Source organism: Lactiplantibacillus daoliensis, from assembly GCF_005405005.1.
GTDB classification, from domain to species: Bacteria; Bacillota; Bacilli; order Lactobacillales; family Lactobacillaceae; genus Lactiplantibacillus; species Lactiplantibacillus daoliensis.
In genome coordinates, this window is the sequence record NZ_BJDH01000001.1 from 142,956 (window position 1) to 160,259 (window position 17,304).

Here is a 17,304-nt window from a genome sequence, read left to right on the forward strand (position 1 = left end):
CTTCATTATTTTCACCAAAAAGTGTAAACTAGACTCACTGATTTTTTTGGGTCATTTCGAGGAGGCTATTGGAACCATATGGATTCAAGTTTGACTTTTAAAAGTGGGGCCAAAGATGTGGTCCCAACATTATTCGGTTACATCGGTGTTGGCTTAGCCATGGGGATCGTAGCGAATACCAGCCACTTATCAGTCCTGGCTGTCTTACTGATGTCGTTAATTGTATATGCCGGCTCGGCACAATTTATTATTATCAGTATGTTACTCGCCGGCAGTCCGATTTCTGCCATCGTTCTCTCAACTTTTCTCATTAATTCGCGAATGATTTTAATGAGTCTGTCAATTGCGCAATACTTCAAAAAGGATTCGCTTTTGCAAAATATTGCTTTGGGGTCTCTTTTAACCGATGAAACCTTTGCCTTGAGTATGAACAAACTCAATCAGACGCAGCAAAAGTTACGACCACGCTGGTTACATGCAGCAAATATTATCGCCTATTTAGTCTGGGCCGCCGCAACGGTGGTCGGCTGTTTACTGGGTAACTTAATCGCCGACCCCAACCAATTCGGCCTCGACTTTGCCGTGGTCGGTATGTTTATTGGCTTACTCTATTTACAAATTATTACCGATCGCAGTAAAACGTTAAAAACGCAATTGTTAGTCGTCCTATTCGTCGCGATTGCCATGTTCTTTTTAATGCGTTTCTTCCCTGGTAATATTGCATTACTCATCGCCACCTTGCTCGGCTGTGGTTTTGGAATGGTGGTGACTCCGCATGACTAATTACGTGCTGGTCACAATTTTGCTATCTGGACTCGTGACCTGGCTCTCACGGGTGGTCCCGTTCGCGATCATCAAAAACTTGGCCGTTCCCAAATGGTTAATCAACTTTCTGTCATTCGTGCCTGTCGCCATTATGACAGCCATTTTTGTTGAAAGTTTGCTCGTTTACCACGCTGGACAATGGCCCGGATTCAACCTTGAAAACATCTATGCGTCAATTCCAGCCATTCTCGCTGGCGTTCTAACCAAGAGTTTACTAGCAGTCGTTATTACTGGAGTCGTTGCTATGGCCCTGCTCCGCCTAGTTGGCATGGGCTAACTTTCATCATGACTAATCAGAATCGTCATTGTGACGGTTCTTTTTTATTGCAATGACAGTTTCACGCTCCTACCTCCCCTGAACACCAAAAAGAACGTGCCAACCACTAATTAGTGGTCAACACGTTCTTTTTACTTTTAGCAGATATTTAAGCTGAGTTTAGTACCAGCCGTTAGCTTGCCAGAAAGATTGTGCTGCTGCCCATGAACCATAACGTGATGAAACATAGTTGTTGGCAACACGTTCTTGATTTGCAGCTGAATAGTCACCATTTAAGTATGATGCGTCTAATTGATACTTACCAATGTATCGACCATTGGTAGCTGAGTATGAACCGCCAGATTCCTTGTTAGCAATCCAAGCTTTAGCAGCGCTGTCTGAACCATTAGTTGAATAACTCGGTGTCGTTGCAGCTGGTGCGGCTTGTGATTGTGCAGGAGCTTGCGAAACAACGGGAGCTGCTGAAGCAGCCTGTGATTGAACTGGTGCCTGTGATTGTACAGGGGCTTGAGACTGAGCTGGGGCTTGTGAGGCAGCCGGTGCCTGCGATTGGACCGGTGCTTGTGAAGCTGGGGTTGCGACAGCTTGAGTCGTCGTGCCATTTACTTCCAACTGTTGGCCAACGATAATTAAGTTAACGTTCGCTAATGAGTTAGCTGTTTCAATTGCCGAAATCGTGGTGTTATAAGTGTCGGCCAATGCACTAACGGTGTCGCCAGCTTTAACCGTAACGGTGTCGGCGTTGGCAGCAGTTGTGCCGAGGACAAACAAACTAGCCGCGGCTGCAGTTGATAATAGTAAACTCTTGATCTTCATATAAATAGTTTCACTCCTGTGTTTTTTGGTTAGTTTCATAAAGTTCGATGCCATTTGGTCACCGGACTTAACAACAGGAGCTAAGTATACGGACTGAATATGACAAGCCAATAGCAATCAGATTACTAATTCAGCGTCCAATTGTAATAAACGGCCCTTTTTGTAATATTTTGTAATATTTAAGCTGGAATCCGTGGGGTCGGCGCAATCAAAAAAGTCAATTATATTAAATTTATTTTACTTTGTAACCGCTACGAAACGCTTAATCATCTTTATCTTAGTTCTCAAAGCAAGTATAATAGTTCAAGTGCACTCATGAAAACTAGATATAAATGGAATATTAGTTTTGACATGCTAGATTGATCATCTTTTTTTCAAATACAAGATGGCAATTCGGTAAGAATCCGTTACAATGCCCATGATTGCTTTACTTAAACGGTAAAATCGGGTAAATTAACAACAAAACATGAGTACAATTTAGACACTTAAAATTTAAACTTAAAGATTGAGAGATGAACACACATGTGCGGTTTTGCTGGTTGTTTAACTGATCGGACGAAAACGGATAACGACGCCTACGATCAAACGATCCACGAAATGACAAAGATGATTGTCCATCGGGGTCCCGATGATGATGGTTACTTTGCTGATGACAACATTACAATGGGGTTCCGTCGCTTAAGTATTATTGACTTGGCTGGTGGTCATCAACCGCTGTCATACGACAATGAACGTTATTGGATGACTTTCAATGGTGAAATTTATAACTACATTGAATTACGGGAACAACTTAAAGCGGAGGGCTACGAATTCAAAACGAGTTCCGATTCCGAAGTCATTTTAGGAATGTATGCTAAGTACAAGGACAACTGTACCAAATACTTCCGTGGGATGTTTGCATTCGTTATCTGGGACAAACAGGAAAAGACGCTCTTTGCTGCGCGTGACCAGTTTGGTATCAAACCTTTCTATTATGCTGTTCAAGGTTCAGACTTCTACTATGCTTCTGAAAGCAAATCGATCTACAAGATTTTAAAGGATAAAACCTTCGATAAAAATGCATTGCAAGATTACATGACTTTCCAATTCGTCCCAGAACCCGAAACGTTGACGAAGGAAATCAAGATGTTAGCACCAGGTTGCTCGCTCACTAAGAAGTTGGGCGCTGCTCCTCAAATTACTCGTTACTATCATCGTGAATTTCACCCAGTTAAACGTTCCGAAAATGAATACGCTCAAAAAATCAAGGATGCCTTGATTGATTCCGTTAAAATTCATATGCGCTCTGACGTTCCAGTCGGATCATTCTTATCTGGTGGGATTGATTCTTCTATTATAGTAGCAATTGCCAAAAACTATAATCCTAACCTTGAAACGATCTCGGTTGGTTTCGAACGCGAAGGTTACAGTGAATTAGATGTTGCTCAGGAAACGGCCCAAATTTTGGGTGTTAAGAATTACAGCAACATTATTACACCGGAAGCCTTCATGAAGGCCTTCCCACACTTTGTTTGGAGTATGGATGATCCGTTGGCTGATCCGGCCGCTGTTCCTCAGTATTTCTTGGCTAAGGAAGCCGTTAAGCACGTTAAAGTCGCTTTGACCGGCGAAGGTGCCGATGAATTATTCGGTGGCTATACCATTTATCACGAACCAGAATCTCTGAAACCATTCCGTTACACGAAACCAATTAATGGCGCATTGAAGAAGATTGCTTTAATGATGCCTGAAGGAATGCGTGGCCGCTCATTCTTAATGCGTGGCACGACACCATTGCAAAATCGGTACGTTGGGAATGCCTTCATTTTTGGCGAAGATGAAAAGAAAAAATTCATCAAAAACTATAACCAAAATCATCCGTTCCAATCAATTACACAACCGTTTTACGATGAATCCGTGGATTACGACCCAATTAGTCGGATGCAATTCATCGATATGCACACTTGGTTGAACGGTGACTTATTACACAACGCCGATCGGACCACGATGGCTTCCAGTTTAGAGTTACGGACCCCATTTGTCGACCGCGAAGTTTACAACTTGGCAGCTGAAATTCCAGCTGACTTACGAATTAGTCATGGCACGACCAAGTACATCTTACGAAAAGCCGTCGAAGACATTGTGCCTGAACACGTCTTACATCGTAAGAAACTTGGCTTCCCAGTGCCAATCCGATTCTGGTTAAAAGATGAAATGTATGATTGGGCTAAACAAATTATCAATGACTCACAAACTGACGAATACTTTGATAAGTCCTACTTCTTGAAGTTGTTAGACGATCACAAAGCCGGCGTACGTGATAACTCACGGAAACTCTGGACTGTCTTGACCTTCATGATGTGGCACAAGATTTACGTTGAAAGTGACAACTTGATGGATAGTCCCACTGCTAACGCACATGCGAGTGCAATCGAGGAGTCTTAATTCTGATGGAAATCATTGTTCAAAAATTTGGCGGCACGTCCGTTAAAGACGATGCAGCCCGTAAACAAGCGTTGCGCCACGTTCAATACGCAGTCGACCAAGGTGACAAAGTCATCGTCGTTGTTTCTGCGATTGGCCGTAAAGGTGCCCCCTATGCCACTGATTCCTTATTAGGTCTAGTTCACGGGGAATCGTCACGTTTAACTAACCGGGAACTTGATATGTTAGTTTCAGTTGGCGAAACAATTTCGACCGCTGTCTTTACCGAACTTGCACGTGAACAAGGCTTGAATGTCATCGCAATGACCGGCCACGACGCTGGAATTGTCACCAATGATGACTTTCAGAATGCCAAGATTTTACGGGTTGATCCTAAACCAATTCAAGAAGCCTTCGTCGATGCCGATGTGGTTGTCGTCACTGGCTTCCAAGGTGCTACTGAAGACGGTCATATCACAACGATTGGCCGGGGCGGTTCCGATACTTCCGCTGCGATTTTAGGGGCGGCGTTGAAGGCCAAACGGGTTGACATCTTTACCGATGTTAACGGAATGATGACGGCGGATCCACGTTTAGTCACTCACGCCCGCTTCATCAAAGCCATCAGCTATGAAGAATTAGCTAACATGGCGCATGAAGGTGCTAAAGTGATTCATCCGCGGGCCGTTGAAATTGCAGAACAAGCGCACGTCCCGATGCGCATTCGCTCGACCTATCAAGCTCCCGATGAACTTGGAACGTTGGTCACCGATCGCACGACGACTCAAATTGAACATTATCGCACCGTGACCGGTGTTGCGCATCAAACTAATTTGACGCAATTTACGGTTCCAACTGATACGATGAGTTCAAGTGAAATTTTCCAACTGATGGCTCAGCATAATTTGAGTGTTGACTTTATTAATATCACCCAGCACCAAGTAGTTTTTAATTTGGTCAACGGTGACGCTAAAGTCGCTAAAGAGCTGCTAACCAAAGCACACGTTCATTGCCAAGCAATTGGTGACTGTGCCAAAGTTTCCGTGGTTGGCGCTGGCATCACCGGGACACCTGGTGTGACGGCACGTATCGTCACAGCATTGAGTGCCCAACACATCGACATTTTACAATCGACCGATAGCTACACTACGATCTGGGTGCTTGTTAAAGAAGCTGATTTAAAAGTCGCAATGAACGCACTACATGATGAATTTTTAGGAATTGAAGCTTAAGTCTATGAAAAGTGCTAGGCCTAAAATGGTCTAGCACTTTTTTAGCCTTATCACCATCAGTAAGCCACATTGGTCTTCCTCGACTTTTTAGCTCGTCACATGGTATCCTAGAAGGCGTTAAGTAGTCTATTTTAATTAAAAAGGACGTCTAATTAATGAAAGCAAGCAAATTAATTGAGTGTTTAAAATTCAAACAGGTCCAACCAGCATTGACCACCGACTTTGACGTGACGATGCTGACGCAAGACACCCGTGAAATCAAGCCAGGCGCGATGTTCGTTGCCGTTGACGGTTACCATGTCGATGGACACACCTTGGTCGATCAAGCCGTCGCCGCCGGTGCAAAAATTATTGTTGCCCAGAAACCAATCAACGTGAGTGTTCCGGTTATTTATGTTCAAAACACAGAACGTGCCATGGCCATTTTAGCCGACGTTTTCTATGGTGCACCTAGCCAGAAGATGCGGATGATTGGTGTGACTGGAACAAATGGTAAAACCACTGTGACCCACTTAATCGAACAGATCTATCGTGACCAACAACAAGCCACTGGCTTGATTGGGACGATGTATCGTAAAATTAAAGATCAAAAGTACCCAACTGCTAATACCACCCCTGATGCCATCACAACACAGCGAACTTTAGCCGCTATGCGCGATGCCGGTGTTGATACCGTTGCGATGGAAGTTTCTTCAATTGCCCTCGTCTTAGGACGCGTTTGGGGAATTGACTATGACATCGCCGTCTTCACCAATTTGACGCAGGACCATCTGGATTTCCACAAAACGATGGCCAACTATGCAGAAGCCAAAGCCATGTTATTCGCCCAACTTGGTAACAAGTATGGTGCGAACGGCACTGAAAAAGTTGCGGTTTTAAACACCGATGATCCTGTTGGAAAAGAGTTCGAACAATATACGTCCGCGCACGTCTTAACTTTTGGCTTGCAACCAGATGCCATGATCAATGCGCAGCACGTTCAAATTCAAAGCCATGGGACCGAATTTGACCTGTCTGTCTTTGGACACATCACCCATGTCACGATGAAGTTGATTGGTCAATTCAACGTTTATAATATGTTGGCGGCCTTCGCTGCAGCTTATGCAAGCGGCATTCCCGAAGACCAAATCATTGCATCGCTTGAAAGAGTTCCCGGCGTTAAGGGACGTTTCCAAGCCGTGCCATCACATACGGGTGTAAGTGTCATCGTGGATTATTCACACACACCAGATGGTTTGTTGAACGCCTTGGAAACGATCCAAGATTTTGCTAAAAAAGACATTTATTGCGTGGTCGGCTGTGGTGGTGATCGTGACAAGGGTAAACGACCAAAGATGGCTAAAATTGCGGTACAACGTAGTACCAAGCCCATCTTCACGTCCGACAATCCACGGACTGAAGATCCTGAGGCCATCTTACAAGACATGGTAGCGGGTGTACCAGATGCCAATGTGCCGGTCTATGTGGATCGGCATGAAGCCATCGCCACGGCCATTGCTCAAGCACAACCCGGCGATGTCGTTTTGATTGCTGGGAAAGGTCATGAGGACTACCAAATCTTAGGCCGGACTAAGCATCATTTTGATGATAGTGAAGAAGCCGCCAAAGCTTTAGCCTTGAAGCCAACCATTTAAATAACACCGTTCTAGGGCGCTGAGTGAATCTCAGCGTCTTTTTTTGCTATTTTCTCGGTTACTTACAATAACTTTACAATCAAAGTGTATACTCAACTCATCTATGATTGGAGGAAATCTAGCTTGATCGTCATTTATATTTTATTGATTGTAACGACCGTGATTCTAATGATTACTAGCGGACTTGCTAACCGCCTAAATCATCAACTCACCGATGGCACATTACTTAGTACACGCGACTTCGCAGCTTTTATGGTAAAAATAGCAGATTTTAATCAGGCCCATCCCCAAGCCAAACAACTCAACAAACGTTATCAGCGTTGCTGGCGTTGGCAAGCGATAATCTTAATGCTTTCAGGAATTATCGGAATCATTTGGGTGCTTTTTCTGACAGACCTCGATCCTGTTATCCTACTAATATCGATTGTTATGATTACTTTAGCCGCAACTGTTACGACCGTCATCACGACAACAAGTTACTACCATTTGACCAAGATCTATACCGCCCATCAATTGCAACTCAAACTTGCCCAAAAGACCCATGCCAGACTTTACTTTTACAGTAATTCCCTCTTGGTGCTACTGTTCAACTACGAATTCGTCGCTGTAGAATATCACCTATTTGAATCCTTGGTTTAATCAGTGATTAATTCGATTATTCACTAAAGTTACTATTCAGTATTTTATTAATTCGGTTATCGCCTACTTATAATAAAACTTAAGCAACGCACTGCATGTGTCTTAAGAAAGTAGGTCTTGATCATGATGCCAATGGCTAATCTGAATGCCGTTAAAATTAATGGTATTAATAAAATAACTAAGCCTTTCAACGAGACTGTCACCAGTGGTCAATTTGATCCAGCTGTTTTAAAAAATCTGGCTAACTTGACAGAACCTGTCCATTTAGAGAACAATCTCAGGGAGCTCCGAAACGGTAGCTTAACGCCACCGATTGCGGATGCCGTGGGTGATCGGGTCAATGTTGAACAAACGCTACTCAAATGCCAAACACGGACCGTCCCAGTGGAATGGTTGACCCCTGCCATTCTGTTACAACCACAACTGCTGGTTTATTTCCACGGGGGTGCTTTCTATGGCGGACAGCCTAGCAATAATACGGCTTTATTGAAGTTAATTGCCGATCGTAGTCACTGTGAAATCATCAATGTTGATTATGGTCTGGCACCCGAACACAAGGCCCCAGCGGGTATTTTGGATGGCTTAGCCGTCATTCACTATTTGGAGCAAGCCCGACCTGATGCCAAAATTGCAATTGCCGGGGACTCAGCTGGCGCTAATATTGCGTTGGCCGTCGCAAGTTTGAATCGGCAACTGGGAAGTCAACAAATCAACCAACAATTACTGTTATATCCGGTCACCGCTCCTGGTGCGGATCATCATGGCCCCCTCTGGGATGTTGATCAATTTTCAATTATCCCCAGTCAGCGGAATCGTTTTGAACATTACCATGACTTGTTCCGTCAAATCGATACGATTATGACTGATTATTATCTCCCTGAAAATGTTGACGCCGCAGCGCCCCTCATCTCACCAATCAATCAGTTGGATCTTCGCTGTTCACCTGCCACAACTATTATGATGGGTGAATTTGACCCATTCCGGCTTCAAGCCTGGGATTACGCCGAACGACTCGCTGATACCGGTGTGGAGACTACTTTTGTCCAGTACCAAGGTCAAAATCATGCGTTTGCACCATTAATCGATCGGTTCTGGCAAGCTCGAGATGTAGCGAAAATTATGACAGAACGACTAGTCAGTTTAATGTAAACAAAAAAATCTGAGAAAATTCCCAGATTTTTTGATCTAATTTACGCTCAGTCAGCGTCTATTTACTTAAATACCCGGTTTCATTCCAAGTCTTCAACTTAAAGTTTTGATTGTCAGTAGTTTCCACGATCGTTAAACTATCGTTATCCACAATACCGTGACCAACCGTGTTCAAAACTTTTCCGTCAACCACAAATGGTGCTCGCAAACCCGAGACTGGCACCCCCATTAATGTTTTTATGGTCATAGTAGTGACCAACCCGTGTGACACAATTAACACGGGGTTCGGATTATCAACACCCGCCTTGGTCACAACATCATGTACCGCGGCCGTGGTGCGTGCCACGAAGGCAGCGTATGTTTCACCGCCATTCGCATCAGCCGGATCATAAGCTTCCGGTTGGTGCATCACCTTGTCTAACTGATCTTTAGGCTCAACATCTTTCTCTAGTTGACCGTCCCACCGGCCAAAATCAAATTCACTGAAACGTGGTTCTACAATAATTGTTGGTTGCCACTGATTCTCTGCGGTGATCAGCTTCGCCGTGTCCAAGGCGCGCCCTTGAGGACTACTATAAACTTGAGAAAATTGAACCTGCTTGAGATAGTTACCAGCGGCGGTTGCGCCGGCAATACCGCTCTCAACTAAAGGTGAATCCGCTGAACCACCTTGAAAGCGTTTCTCGATGTTATATTGCGTGCGACCATGCCGTACAAAATAAAGTTGCATTGCTTTTCCTCCATTATTGACTCGTTAATTTCATTTTACCCGTCATGCTCATAATAAAAAAGTCCGCAACCTTATCAGGTCTCAGACTCTTGCATGTTTATAATTTTTTAACTAATGGTTGAAAGGCTAAAAAATATCACTAATGTCGCAGTACCGGCGACCGTTACGTGTAAAGTAGACTTGTCTAAATTCAGCGTTCCGTCAGTCAGAATCGGTGTGCCGTGGGGGCCAGCGCCAGCCGAGGTGCGGTCTGGCGCCTCAATTCAAATCCGATAAAACACGTCTTTGAATTGCCCCGCGAGACTAGTCAGCCAGGCACGCCGACTAGTCTTGCCGACACTGCACACCGATTTTGACTGACTACACTAAGCGTAAATAACTACTTTATCTCCACAAAACTAATGATTAGCTGGAGGTTGTTGCTGATAACATCGGACGTGCAGGTGGCGTTTGACCGGCGTTTTTTCCGGTCTTACACCACGGACAGTCCGGGAGATTTGCGATTTTAGCAAAGTTTCCGGGCGAGGCTCAAGACGTTTCTAAGGCTTGAACCGGTCCCTCGTTCGCATGTTATCTGCAACGACCGGATGCGGCAATGATCGACCAATTTTCATTACCAGATTGTTGACGTCCTCGTGCAGACCGGCAATTCTTAACTTTCAACCTTGAGTTTTTTAACCATGTGCTCGTAGGGATGGACGCCAATCATCAATTGACCATCGACCTTGAAACCTTGGCGATGATATAACTTGGCGGCTCGTGGATTGCCATCATCAACATTCAAGCTAAGTTTCTTCTCACCCAAGTCTGCCACCAAAGCCGGCAAAGCGCTCAACAACTGACTGCCAATACCTTGACCCTGGGTTTGCGGATCAACAGCTAACATGCTCAGGTACCATTCATCAGGCCGTGCCTCGCCACCTAATTCGAGTGCGCCATCAAAACCAGATTGAGCCGCCGAAACCGTCGCTAGAATTTGATTAACAGCCACTTCATTTTCTGCGGGATGACCAAAAGCGACCCCGAGAACTTGGTTACCATCAACCGCAACAAAGGTCTGTGCTAAACCATCAATATTTTCCGGCATCGCATAAAGTTGCGTTAACATCGCCAATAAATCAGCTTCACTGACCTTTTTCAAGACCGGCATTTCCATATCCCGATAAATCATCGCAATCAATGGCGCAATTTGGGCACTATCTTGCGGTTGTGCTTTTCGAATTTGCATATTTGCCTCCTACAACTAAGTTACACCTCACCCTACCAGAAGAACCGATGCGGCGTCAATCTTTCGGCTTAGCTGCGCGGCGATGTTCTAAGGTCATTACCCAAGTCGTAATCGGCACGGCTAAAATAACCCCAATCAACGAGAACATGACCATTAAGACCTCACCAACAAAAATTTTATTATTAATCACACTCCCAAAAGAGTAGTGTAGTCCTGAGAACCAAATAAACAGTGCTAAAAAGCCACCGAAAAAGCCGAAAAACAGCGTATTAAAAGTCGTCCCAATAATCTGCTTGCCAATGCTGATGCCGTCAATGTAGAGCCGCTTAGTTGCCACGTGCGGGTGCTGCTCGATAATTTCACTTAACCCCGCCGCGATGGCAATGCTGGCTTCCGCAATTGCCCCTAACGTACTCAGAATCGCTTCTGTTACCGCGACTCCAACAAAGGATACCCCAATAGTTAGCGACATCCCTTCCAAATCTTCACTATCTTCTAAACTGAATCCCTGAGCCATAATCACGTGTTCCACAGGAAATATCAGTAAAATCAAGGCAACCATGATAATCAACGAGGCAATATAGGCGGTCTTAGCAGCCAACTCGTTATCTTCGCCGAAGAAGATGGTAAACGCTAGAATCACAGTGCCAATGACTAATGAGACGCCCATTGCTGGAAAGCCCCACGAAATTAGAACAATGGCTAAAAACAGTAGCCCAAAATTAAAAATCAAGCTTAAAAAGGCTGTTGCGCCGGTTTTACCACCAATAATGGTCATCAATGCAAACAATACTAGAGCCAAAACGGTAATCGTACTCATGCGGACGTCACCTCCCGCGGCATTAAGCGACTAGCCAGCCAGCTAGCCACCGGAATTGCTAAAACAATCCCAATGCCCGAAATCAAGCTCTGAACCATACCTAATGACATATTCATCGTAAAGGTATAGCCCCAATTATTGCCATTGCGTAGATACAGTAGGGTCATTGAAAAAGTATCTGCCATAAAAATCAAAAATAAGACATTAATTAAAGGTCCCATGATTGAATGACCAATTTGTAACCCAGACTTGAAGACTTGATTGGGCGCAATGTCTGGCCGTTCTTCCTTTAATTGGAACAAAGAGGCAACAATATCAGTCGATTCATCCATGACCGCGCCCAGTGATCCCAGAATTGTTTCTACCAAGAATAACGGCTTAGGTACTTGCGTCACATATTGCATTGCTTCGTAAGTCACCCCACGCTCATGAGTCACCGCAAAGACAATTAAACTAATCACAACAGCTAATCCAGTTCCAGCCATGGTTGCGCCCAACGTGACCAACATCTTGCGTGAAAATCCCAATACCAGCCAGAGGGTTAGCACGGCAAAAATCACGGCTAAGATGCCGAATAACGTATAGACGTGACCGCCATTCGTGGCCAAATCAATCTGAATGGCCGCATAAAAGAGGACGGCATTTAACGCCACACTCAAAAACGCCATCAGGCCACTGAAACGCATAATCAGCAACAATAACGCAATGGTCAGCCAAGCAACAAAGGCCAAGGTCGTATCCCGTTTAAGCCCTTGAATGGTAATCGCAGCGGCCTTTTGACTTGGGATCCGCAGAAAGACCTGATTACCAACGCGATAATCCTGATCCATGGCTTGCGATTTCGTATACGTATTCTTAATCCGATAAGACCGGCCTTGGTGGCGATTATTTAACACCGTGACCGTGACCCACTGAGTGGCTGTGACATCTTTGTTATTAAATTCATCCGTCGTCGCATGACGATCGATTGCTTGAACGCGAGTCACCTTCGCCACCGTTTGCTGGTACAGACCGGCGTTAACTCGTGTCAGACCGACCCCAATTAGACCTAGGACAATCACAATCAGTGTCAGCCATAACCCCCAATGTTGTTGTATCTGCTGCTTCACTTTTTTCACCCTTCTCACTTAAGCTACTTTCAGCTTAGCACTGCTAATCACCCACCGAACGCTTCCTAACTAATCTTTACCAGAACCTAAGCACTTTCAATCATGACCTTAAGTGCATGTAGCCAAGCGACCTCAGTTGTCTCACGACTCCGTTGGGCTAACTTCAGACCACGTTCAACTTTTGCCAACGCAGTTGCCGGCTGCTTGGATACTCGCCATTCATAGACTGCTTGGAGCTTATACTGTGCCAGTGGCTCATAGCGTTGTAATACCTGTTGCACACCAGTATCTTGATACCAGCCAATCAAACGTGGCTCTGTCCGGTTAGCCACAAAATTCCAGTAGAGCGTTGCATCTAAATATCGCGCTAAATCGGCTGGCGGTAATGTATTGAAGCTGGGTTCTAACCGCGCCAGTCCCGTTAGCAAATCAGGTGTACTCAAGCCATGCTGTAAGCCCCATTCCAAGGTTAGAAAGGCTTGACGGACGACAAAATAGTTCTGATTACCGCCACCACGAGGCATCTCAATCATCGCCGCGTCTAAATCAGCGACACTGCCCGTTTGCGCATTCAAGGCTGTTGCTATCGCCGTCACGTACGCAGCCGTCATTGCAGCATCCGACTCACGTGCCGTTTGAAAATCTTTCGCGGCAGTTGGCCGGCCGTGCAAATTCATCGGCAATAACTGCCCGATTTTTAAAGTGTTGGCCCAGATCCAAATGATGAAGGCCAATAGCCAGAGATTAAAACTCAGTTTGAATTGTCCCAATGTGACCAGGCTCATCACTACCGTAATCAGGCTAAAAAGGCCGCCACCAAAGCAGTAAACGGCATGATTAAACTTGTGCGCATCCGCCGGTGGCATACCGACTAGATGCGGATAAGTCGTCAGAGGATGGCTAAAACGCCAATGACCATCACGCTTAGTCAATTGATATCGAAATCCTGCCCATTGCACGACCCGCGCGCCAATCAATCGAAACCCAACCCACTGGCCAAGTTCATAGATTAAGGTCGCACCTAATTCGCTAACAATCAGCGCCAGCCCTAACCAGCCAACTGTTGCGATGAATTGTCCCGTTACCTGCATGCCACTGCCTCCTCATGAAATCTTATTATCTAAATTATACGGTAAACTTGCGATGACATAAATATTTCTTCACGACAAAGTTCATCTAGCCTGCCAACGGTGCTATTATATGAATAATAAATCGTTAAGTATTTGACTTTTTAAATATATATTTTTTTATTTGATTGGAGAATACAGAAATGAAACTTACCGGAATCATCAATTTAAACTGCTTCTTAAACCATCGACTGGCACAAACAGACTTTTACCGTGAGTGACGGAAAAAGATTCTTTCATCAGCCAGACCATACTTATCAATTCAACCAACTTACGAATAGTTATATTATTCGAGAAGTAACCAATAAAAACAAACATAACTTAATTAGCCGAATAATTATTGGCGACATCATTGCAGGCGGCATTGGCATATTCGCTGATATAATGTCATCCGAAAAAGAATACGCCATTTGTAAACGACTAACGACATTTCTTCAGTTAACTAACGTTTATCCGAATAAACATGAAATAAATTTAATCACTATGCCTGTCAAAACGATTGCAATTTCCTATAAAACTATCGAAAAGAGCGCAACTATTATGGTAAATGAACTTAGTGCCGTTGTTGAGTCAAATCACTAAAATAAACTCAATTGCAAAAAATAATATCAATTTCTATAAAAAAGCCGGTATCACAAGTATTCACTTGCTAATACCGACTTTTTTCATAATTGCGCCCCCCGAGAATCGAACTCGGATCGCAAGGACCGAAATCTCGCGTGCTATCCTTTACACTAAGGGCGCCCACATCACTTATGTTAGCACAAATTAACGTCGCCGATGCTTGACCACCGTGAAAAAGTGCAAAATTGAGGCTAATAAAATATAAAATATTAAAACAAAGACACCGTAATACGCCCAGAAATTATGCAGTGGTATCACAAGCCCTATCGCTGTTTCAATCCCCATTGTGACCAAAGCCATCACGGCTATCATCGCAAATAATTCAATATATCGTTTCACAGTATTATCATCTCGCTCCTTTTTTAAGGCCGCTTTACGACCAACCCGTTCCCCTTCAGCTTGTTTAGCAGCAGAAAGTTTCTGCATTCCCCAAGTATGCGTCACCACAATTTCACGAAGCTTGATTAAGCCACCCATGGTGAGAAACTTATCCATCGTTTTAAAAGCAGCATCCGTCACGCCAGTCACATAGTTTTCAATGCCACCCGCGTAACAATCAGTAATCGTTACATAATGCTTATTCTTAAAACGGTCCGGGACCGCCTCTCCAACGGCATTATAACGGGCAATTCGGTTTCGAAAACAATCCAAAAAGTTTTTCATCACACCAGATAAGCTTCCCAAATAGACCGGTGCCGCTAGTACCCAAACATCGGCAGACAATAACTTAGCTTCCAGCTTGTCCAGTACTGGGTTTGGCTGGTTATCATGGTCTGGTTTAATCTCATAATCTGCCAAGTTAACCCACTCCGTCGTCGCAGTTTGACTGGCACCAGTTAAAACAGCCTGCAACATTTTTCCGGTCACCCCATCTGGCTGATGTGATCCCAAAATTCCTAAAACTTTCATCTGACTCACTCCCTACAAACAACTATTTTACCTCATTTTTAAATATACGGATATAAAACAAACATTAACGATTTAAGTGTCTAATAATGAACGCTTACAATAAAAACAATTGACAACCAATTAAGGAGTTGTTTTAATGAAGTATAGGTAACGTTGTCTCGTCAGCCCAGCAGTCCGCTCGACAACTTGCGGACTTTAACGATTTGAGCCACTTAGTATTTCACCCTTGATATTAACGCATTCAAATAAATTGTGCTCGACAATAATCGCGACGCAAACGTCAAGCATGGCGTAGTTGTTCGCTTAACCCGTTCCAAAGCCGGTTTCAGTGTCTTTTAAGCCACCGTGGGGGAATCAGGTCTAAGTGAATCAAATAGAATCTGAAAGGACTAGTTCAGTTATGGCTAATTATGAAAAATCTGAAACAGCATTAGCAGCAAGTGCCCAGCTAATTGGTATCTTTGCGGAAAAGGTCCGCCGACAAATCATCATTGCTCTGGGGAACAGTGGTGACGGTTTAAATGTAACTGATATTACCGCCCTTGTTAACATTTCACGTCCCGCCGTTTCTCATCATCTACGATTGATGCGTGAAGCTGGCGTGATTGATATGCGCAGTAACGGCGTTGAACATATTTATTACCTCACTTTGACCGCGCCACTCGCTCAGTTAGCTTCTACCTTTGCGACACTCGCAGCTGACTCCGAACCAGTTGCTGGAAATTAATTAAATTGTGACTAAAAAGGCCACGCTCTGAACGTCATCTGGTTGATGATGTTCAGAGCGTGGCTATTTTTTTGTTTAATTACTCTGCAGTCATTGGCGCCAGTTTTTGAACCAGCGCTTGCAAATCAGCCGGTAATGGTGCTGTAAATTCACGCCGTTCACCACTGAACGGGTCCTTGAATTTCAACGTTGACGCGTGTAATGCTTGCCGTTTGATCAAGCTTAGATCGCCACCGTATAGTTCATCACCCAATAATGGATGACCGAGGTGTGTTAAATGCACCCGAATCTGATGTGTCCGGCCCGTGACCAGCCCTAATTTGACCTCTGTTACGGTATCGCCAAAGTTTTGCTCAACCCAATATTTAGTAATTGCCTTCTGACCGGTTGCCATCACTTCACGCCGCGGACTATCCGTTGGTCGGCCGATGGGAGCCTTAATCGTCCCTTTCGCTGCAGTGATCTTGCCACTAACCCAGGCGAGATAAGTCTTTCTCAACGTGTGGCCAATGGGTTCATAGGTCAGCATTCCTTGTGCAACGCGATGCTTAGCAATCAGCACTAGTCCACTAGTATCGCGATCCAAACGGGTAATCAAATGTGGCTTTAAGTTTTCAGCTTGTTCACGTAACAAATGACCTTTGACCCGATTGACTAGGGTATCAGTCTGATTATTAGGTCCAGGGACACTAGTGACTCCCGCGGTTTTATTGACGACTAACCAATTATCATCCTCATAGATCACCTCAATAGGAACTTCGCTACTGGCAATGTCATCATCCGCGACTTCAGCGGGTAAGCTAATACCTGCAGCATCACCAGTTTCAACCGTAATGACACCCGTACGAGCGACGCCATTAACAATGAAGTCACCATTGCCATGTTTAATTTCTTTGATCAATCGCATACTGATACCGTGCGTCGTTAAAAAATGTTTCATTGAAACTGGTTCCGTGGTATTTTTCCAAATAATTTGCATCTACGACACCTCCAAGGTGAAAAAACAACTTAAATTTAATTTTTGAGTTTGTACAAGCATGGTATAGTTAGGGTAA

The 17,304-nt window shown here is 44.4% G+C and carries 17 protein-coding genes and 1 tRNA gene; 9 read left to right on the plus strand and 9 right to left on the minus strand.

Translation table 11 applies throughout. The annotated features are described in order from the left end of the window. Positions 1 to 78: 78 nt before the first annotated feature. Complete coding sequence (locus tag FFM64_RS00745; protein ID WP_137606087.1) at positions 79 to 783, plus strand: AzlC family ABC transporter permease; 705 nt, start codon at positions 79 to 81, stop codon at positions 781 to 783. Continuing rightward, complete coding sequence (locus FFM64_RS00750; RefSeq protein ID WP_137606088.1) at positions 776 to 1,102, plus strand: AzlD domain-containing protein; 327 nt, start codon at positions 776 to 778, stop codon at positions 1,100 to 1,102. The genes FFM64_RS00745 and FFM64_RS00750 overlap by 8 nt, the downstream gene beginning before the upstream one ends. 159 nt (positions 1,103 to 1,261) lie before the next feature. Here the strand turns inward: FFM64_RS00750 and apf are convergent, their stop codons facing one another. Then, positions 1,262 to 1,918, minus strand: a complete 657-nt coding sequence (gene apf, locus FFM64_RS00755; RefSeq protein ID WP_137606089.1) for an aggregation-promoting factor — start codon at positions 1,916 to 1,918, stop codon at positions 1,262 to 1,264. A gap of 522 nt (positions 1,919 to 2,440) precedes the next feature. Here apf and asnB point away from each other — a divergent pair. The 5 genes from asnB to FFM64_RS00780 all read left to right on the plus strand — a co-directional run bounded on the left by asnB (position 2,441) and on the right by FFM64_RS00780 (position 8,975). Next, entirely contained in the window at positions 2,441 to 4,342 is a 1,902-nt protein-coding gene (gene asnB / locus FFM64_RS00760) for an asparagine synthase (glutamine-hydrolyzing) (RefSeq protein ID WP_137606090.1), read from the plus strand. A 5-nt stretch (positions 4,343 to 4,347) separates the two neighbouring features. Beyond that, positions 4,348 to 5,553 (plus strand): aspartate kinase, encoded by a 1,206-nt coding sequence (dapG, locus tag FFM64_RS00765; protein ID WP_137606091.1) that lies wholly within the window; start codon positions 4,348 to 4,350, stop codon positions 5,551 to 5,553. A gap of 155 nt (positions 5,554 to 5,708) precedes the next feature. Beyond that, the gene (locus FFM64_RS00770; RefSeq protein WP_137606092.1) at positions 5,709 to 7,187 is read left to right on the plus strand and encodes a UDP-N-acetylmuramoyl-L-alanyl-D-glutamate--2,6-diaminopimelate ligase; all 1,479 of its coding nucleotides are present in this window, start codon (positions 5,709 to 5,711) and stop codon (positions 7,185 to 7,187) included. Between the two features lie 123 nt (positions 7,188 to 7,310). Beyond that, entirely contained in the window at positions 7,311 to 7,826 is a 516-nt protein-coding gene (locus FFM64_RS00775; RefSeq protein WP_137606093.1) for a hypothetical protein, read from the plus strand. Between the two features lie 123 nt (positions 7,827 to 7,949). Then, positions 7,950 to 8,975, plus strand: a complete 1,026-nt coding sequence (locus FFM64_RS00780; protein WP_223876865.1) for an alpha/beta hydrolase — start codon at positions 7,950 to 7,952, stop codon at positions 8,973 to 8,975. A gap of 58 nt (positions 8,976 to 9,033) precedes the next feature. On the opposite strand, the gene FFM64_RS00785 is transcribed toward FFM64_RS00780, so the two are convergent. The 5 genes from FFM64_RS00785 to FFM64_RS00805 all read right to left on the minus strand — a co-directional run bounded on the left by FFM64_RS00785 (position 9,034) and on the right by FFM64_RS00805 (position 13,953). Further along, positions 9,034 to 9,705 (minus strand): histidine phosphatase family protein, encoded by a 672-nt coding sequence (locus tag FFM64_RS00785; protein WP_137606094.1) that lies wholly within the window; start codon positions 9,703 to 9,705, stop codon positions 9,034 to 9,036. Positions 9,706 to 10,357: 652 nt separating this feature from the next. Beyond that, positions 10,358 to 10,933: a GNAT family N-acetyltransferase gene (locus tag FFM64_RS00790; RefSeq protein ID WP_137606095.1), complete on the minus strand. Its 576-nt coding sequence runs from the start codon at positions 10,931 to 10,933 to the stop codon at positions 10,358 to 10,360. A gap of 55 nt (positions 10,934 to 10,988) precedes the next feature. Next, complete coding sequence (locus FFM64_RS00795) at positions 10,989 to 11,753, minus strand: YibE/F family protein (protein ID WP_137606096.1); 765 nt, start codon at positions 11,751 to 11,753, stop codon at positions 10,989 to 10,991. Next, positions 11,750 to 12,880, minus strand: a complete 1,131-nt coding sequence (locus tag FFM64_RS00800) for a YibE/F family protein (protein WP_137606097.1) — start codon at positions 12,878 to 12,880, stop codon at positions 11,750 to 11,752. Before FFM64_RS00800 ends, FFM64_RS00795 begins: the two co-directional genes overlap by 4 nt. Positions 12,881 to 12,948: 68 nt before the next feature. After that, positions 12,949 to 13,953, minus strand: a complete 1,005-nt coding sequence (locus tag FFM64_RS00805; protein WP_137606098.1) for a hypothetical protein — start codon at positions 13,951 to 13,953, stop codon at positions 12,949 to 12,951. Positions 13,954 to 14,202: 249 nt separating this feature from the next. Here FFM64_RS00805 and FFM64_RS00810 point away from each other — a divergent pair, with 249 nt between their 5' ends. Then, positions 14,203 to 14,571 (plus strand): hypothetical protein, encoded by a 369-nt coding sequence (locus tag FFM64_RS00810; protein ID WP_137606099.1) that lies wholly within the window; start codon positions 14,203 to 14,205, stop codon positions 14,569 to 14,571. Between the two features lie 90 nt (positions 14,572 to 14,661). Here FFM64_RS00810 and FFM64_RS00815 read toward each other — a convergent pair. Together FFM64_RS00815 and FFM64_RS00820 are read right to left on the minus strand one after the other, a co-directional pair. Next, positions 14,662 to 14,733 (minus strand) — tRNA-Arg (locus FFM64_RS00815). A gap of 24 nt (positions 14,734 to 14,757) precedes the next feature. Further along, a complete protein-coding gene (locus tag FFM64_RS00820) occupies positions 14,758 to 15,522 on the minus strand; it encodes a flavodoxin family protein (protein ID WP_137606100.1) in 765 nt (254 codons plus the stop codon). Between the two features lie 400 nt (positions 15,523 to 15,922). On the opposite strand from FFM64_RS00820, the gene FFM64_RS00825 reads away from it, so the two are divergent. Further along, positions 15,923 to 16,249: an ArsR/SmtB family transcription factor gene (locus tag FFM64_RS00825; protein WP_137606101.1), complete on the plus strand. Its 327-nt coding sequence runs from the start codon at positions 15,923 to 15,925 to the stop codon at positions 16,247 to 16,249. Positions 16,250 to 16,328: 79 nt separating this feature from the next. Here FFM64_RS00825 and FFM64_RS00830 read toward each other — a convergent pair whose 3' ends face one another. After that, positions 16,329 to 17,228, minus strand: a complete 900-nt coding sequence (locus FFM64_RS00830; protein WP_137606102.1) for an RluA family pseudouridine synthase — start codon at positions 17,226 to 17,228, stop codon at positions 16,329 to 16,331. Between the last annotated feature and the right edge of the window lie 76 nt (positions 17,229 to 17,304).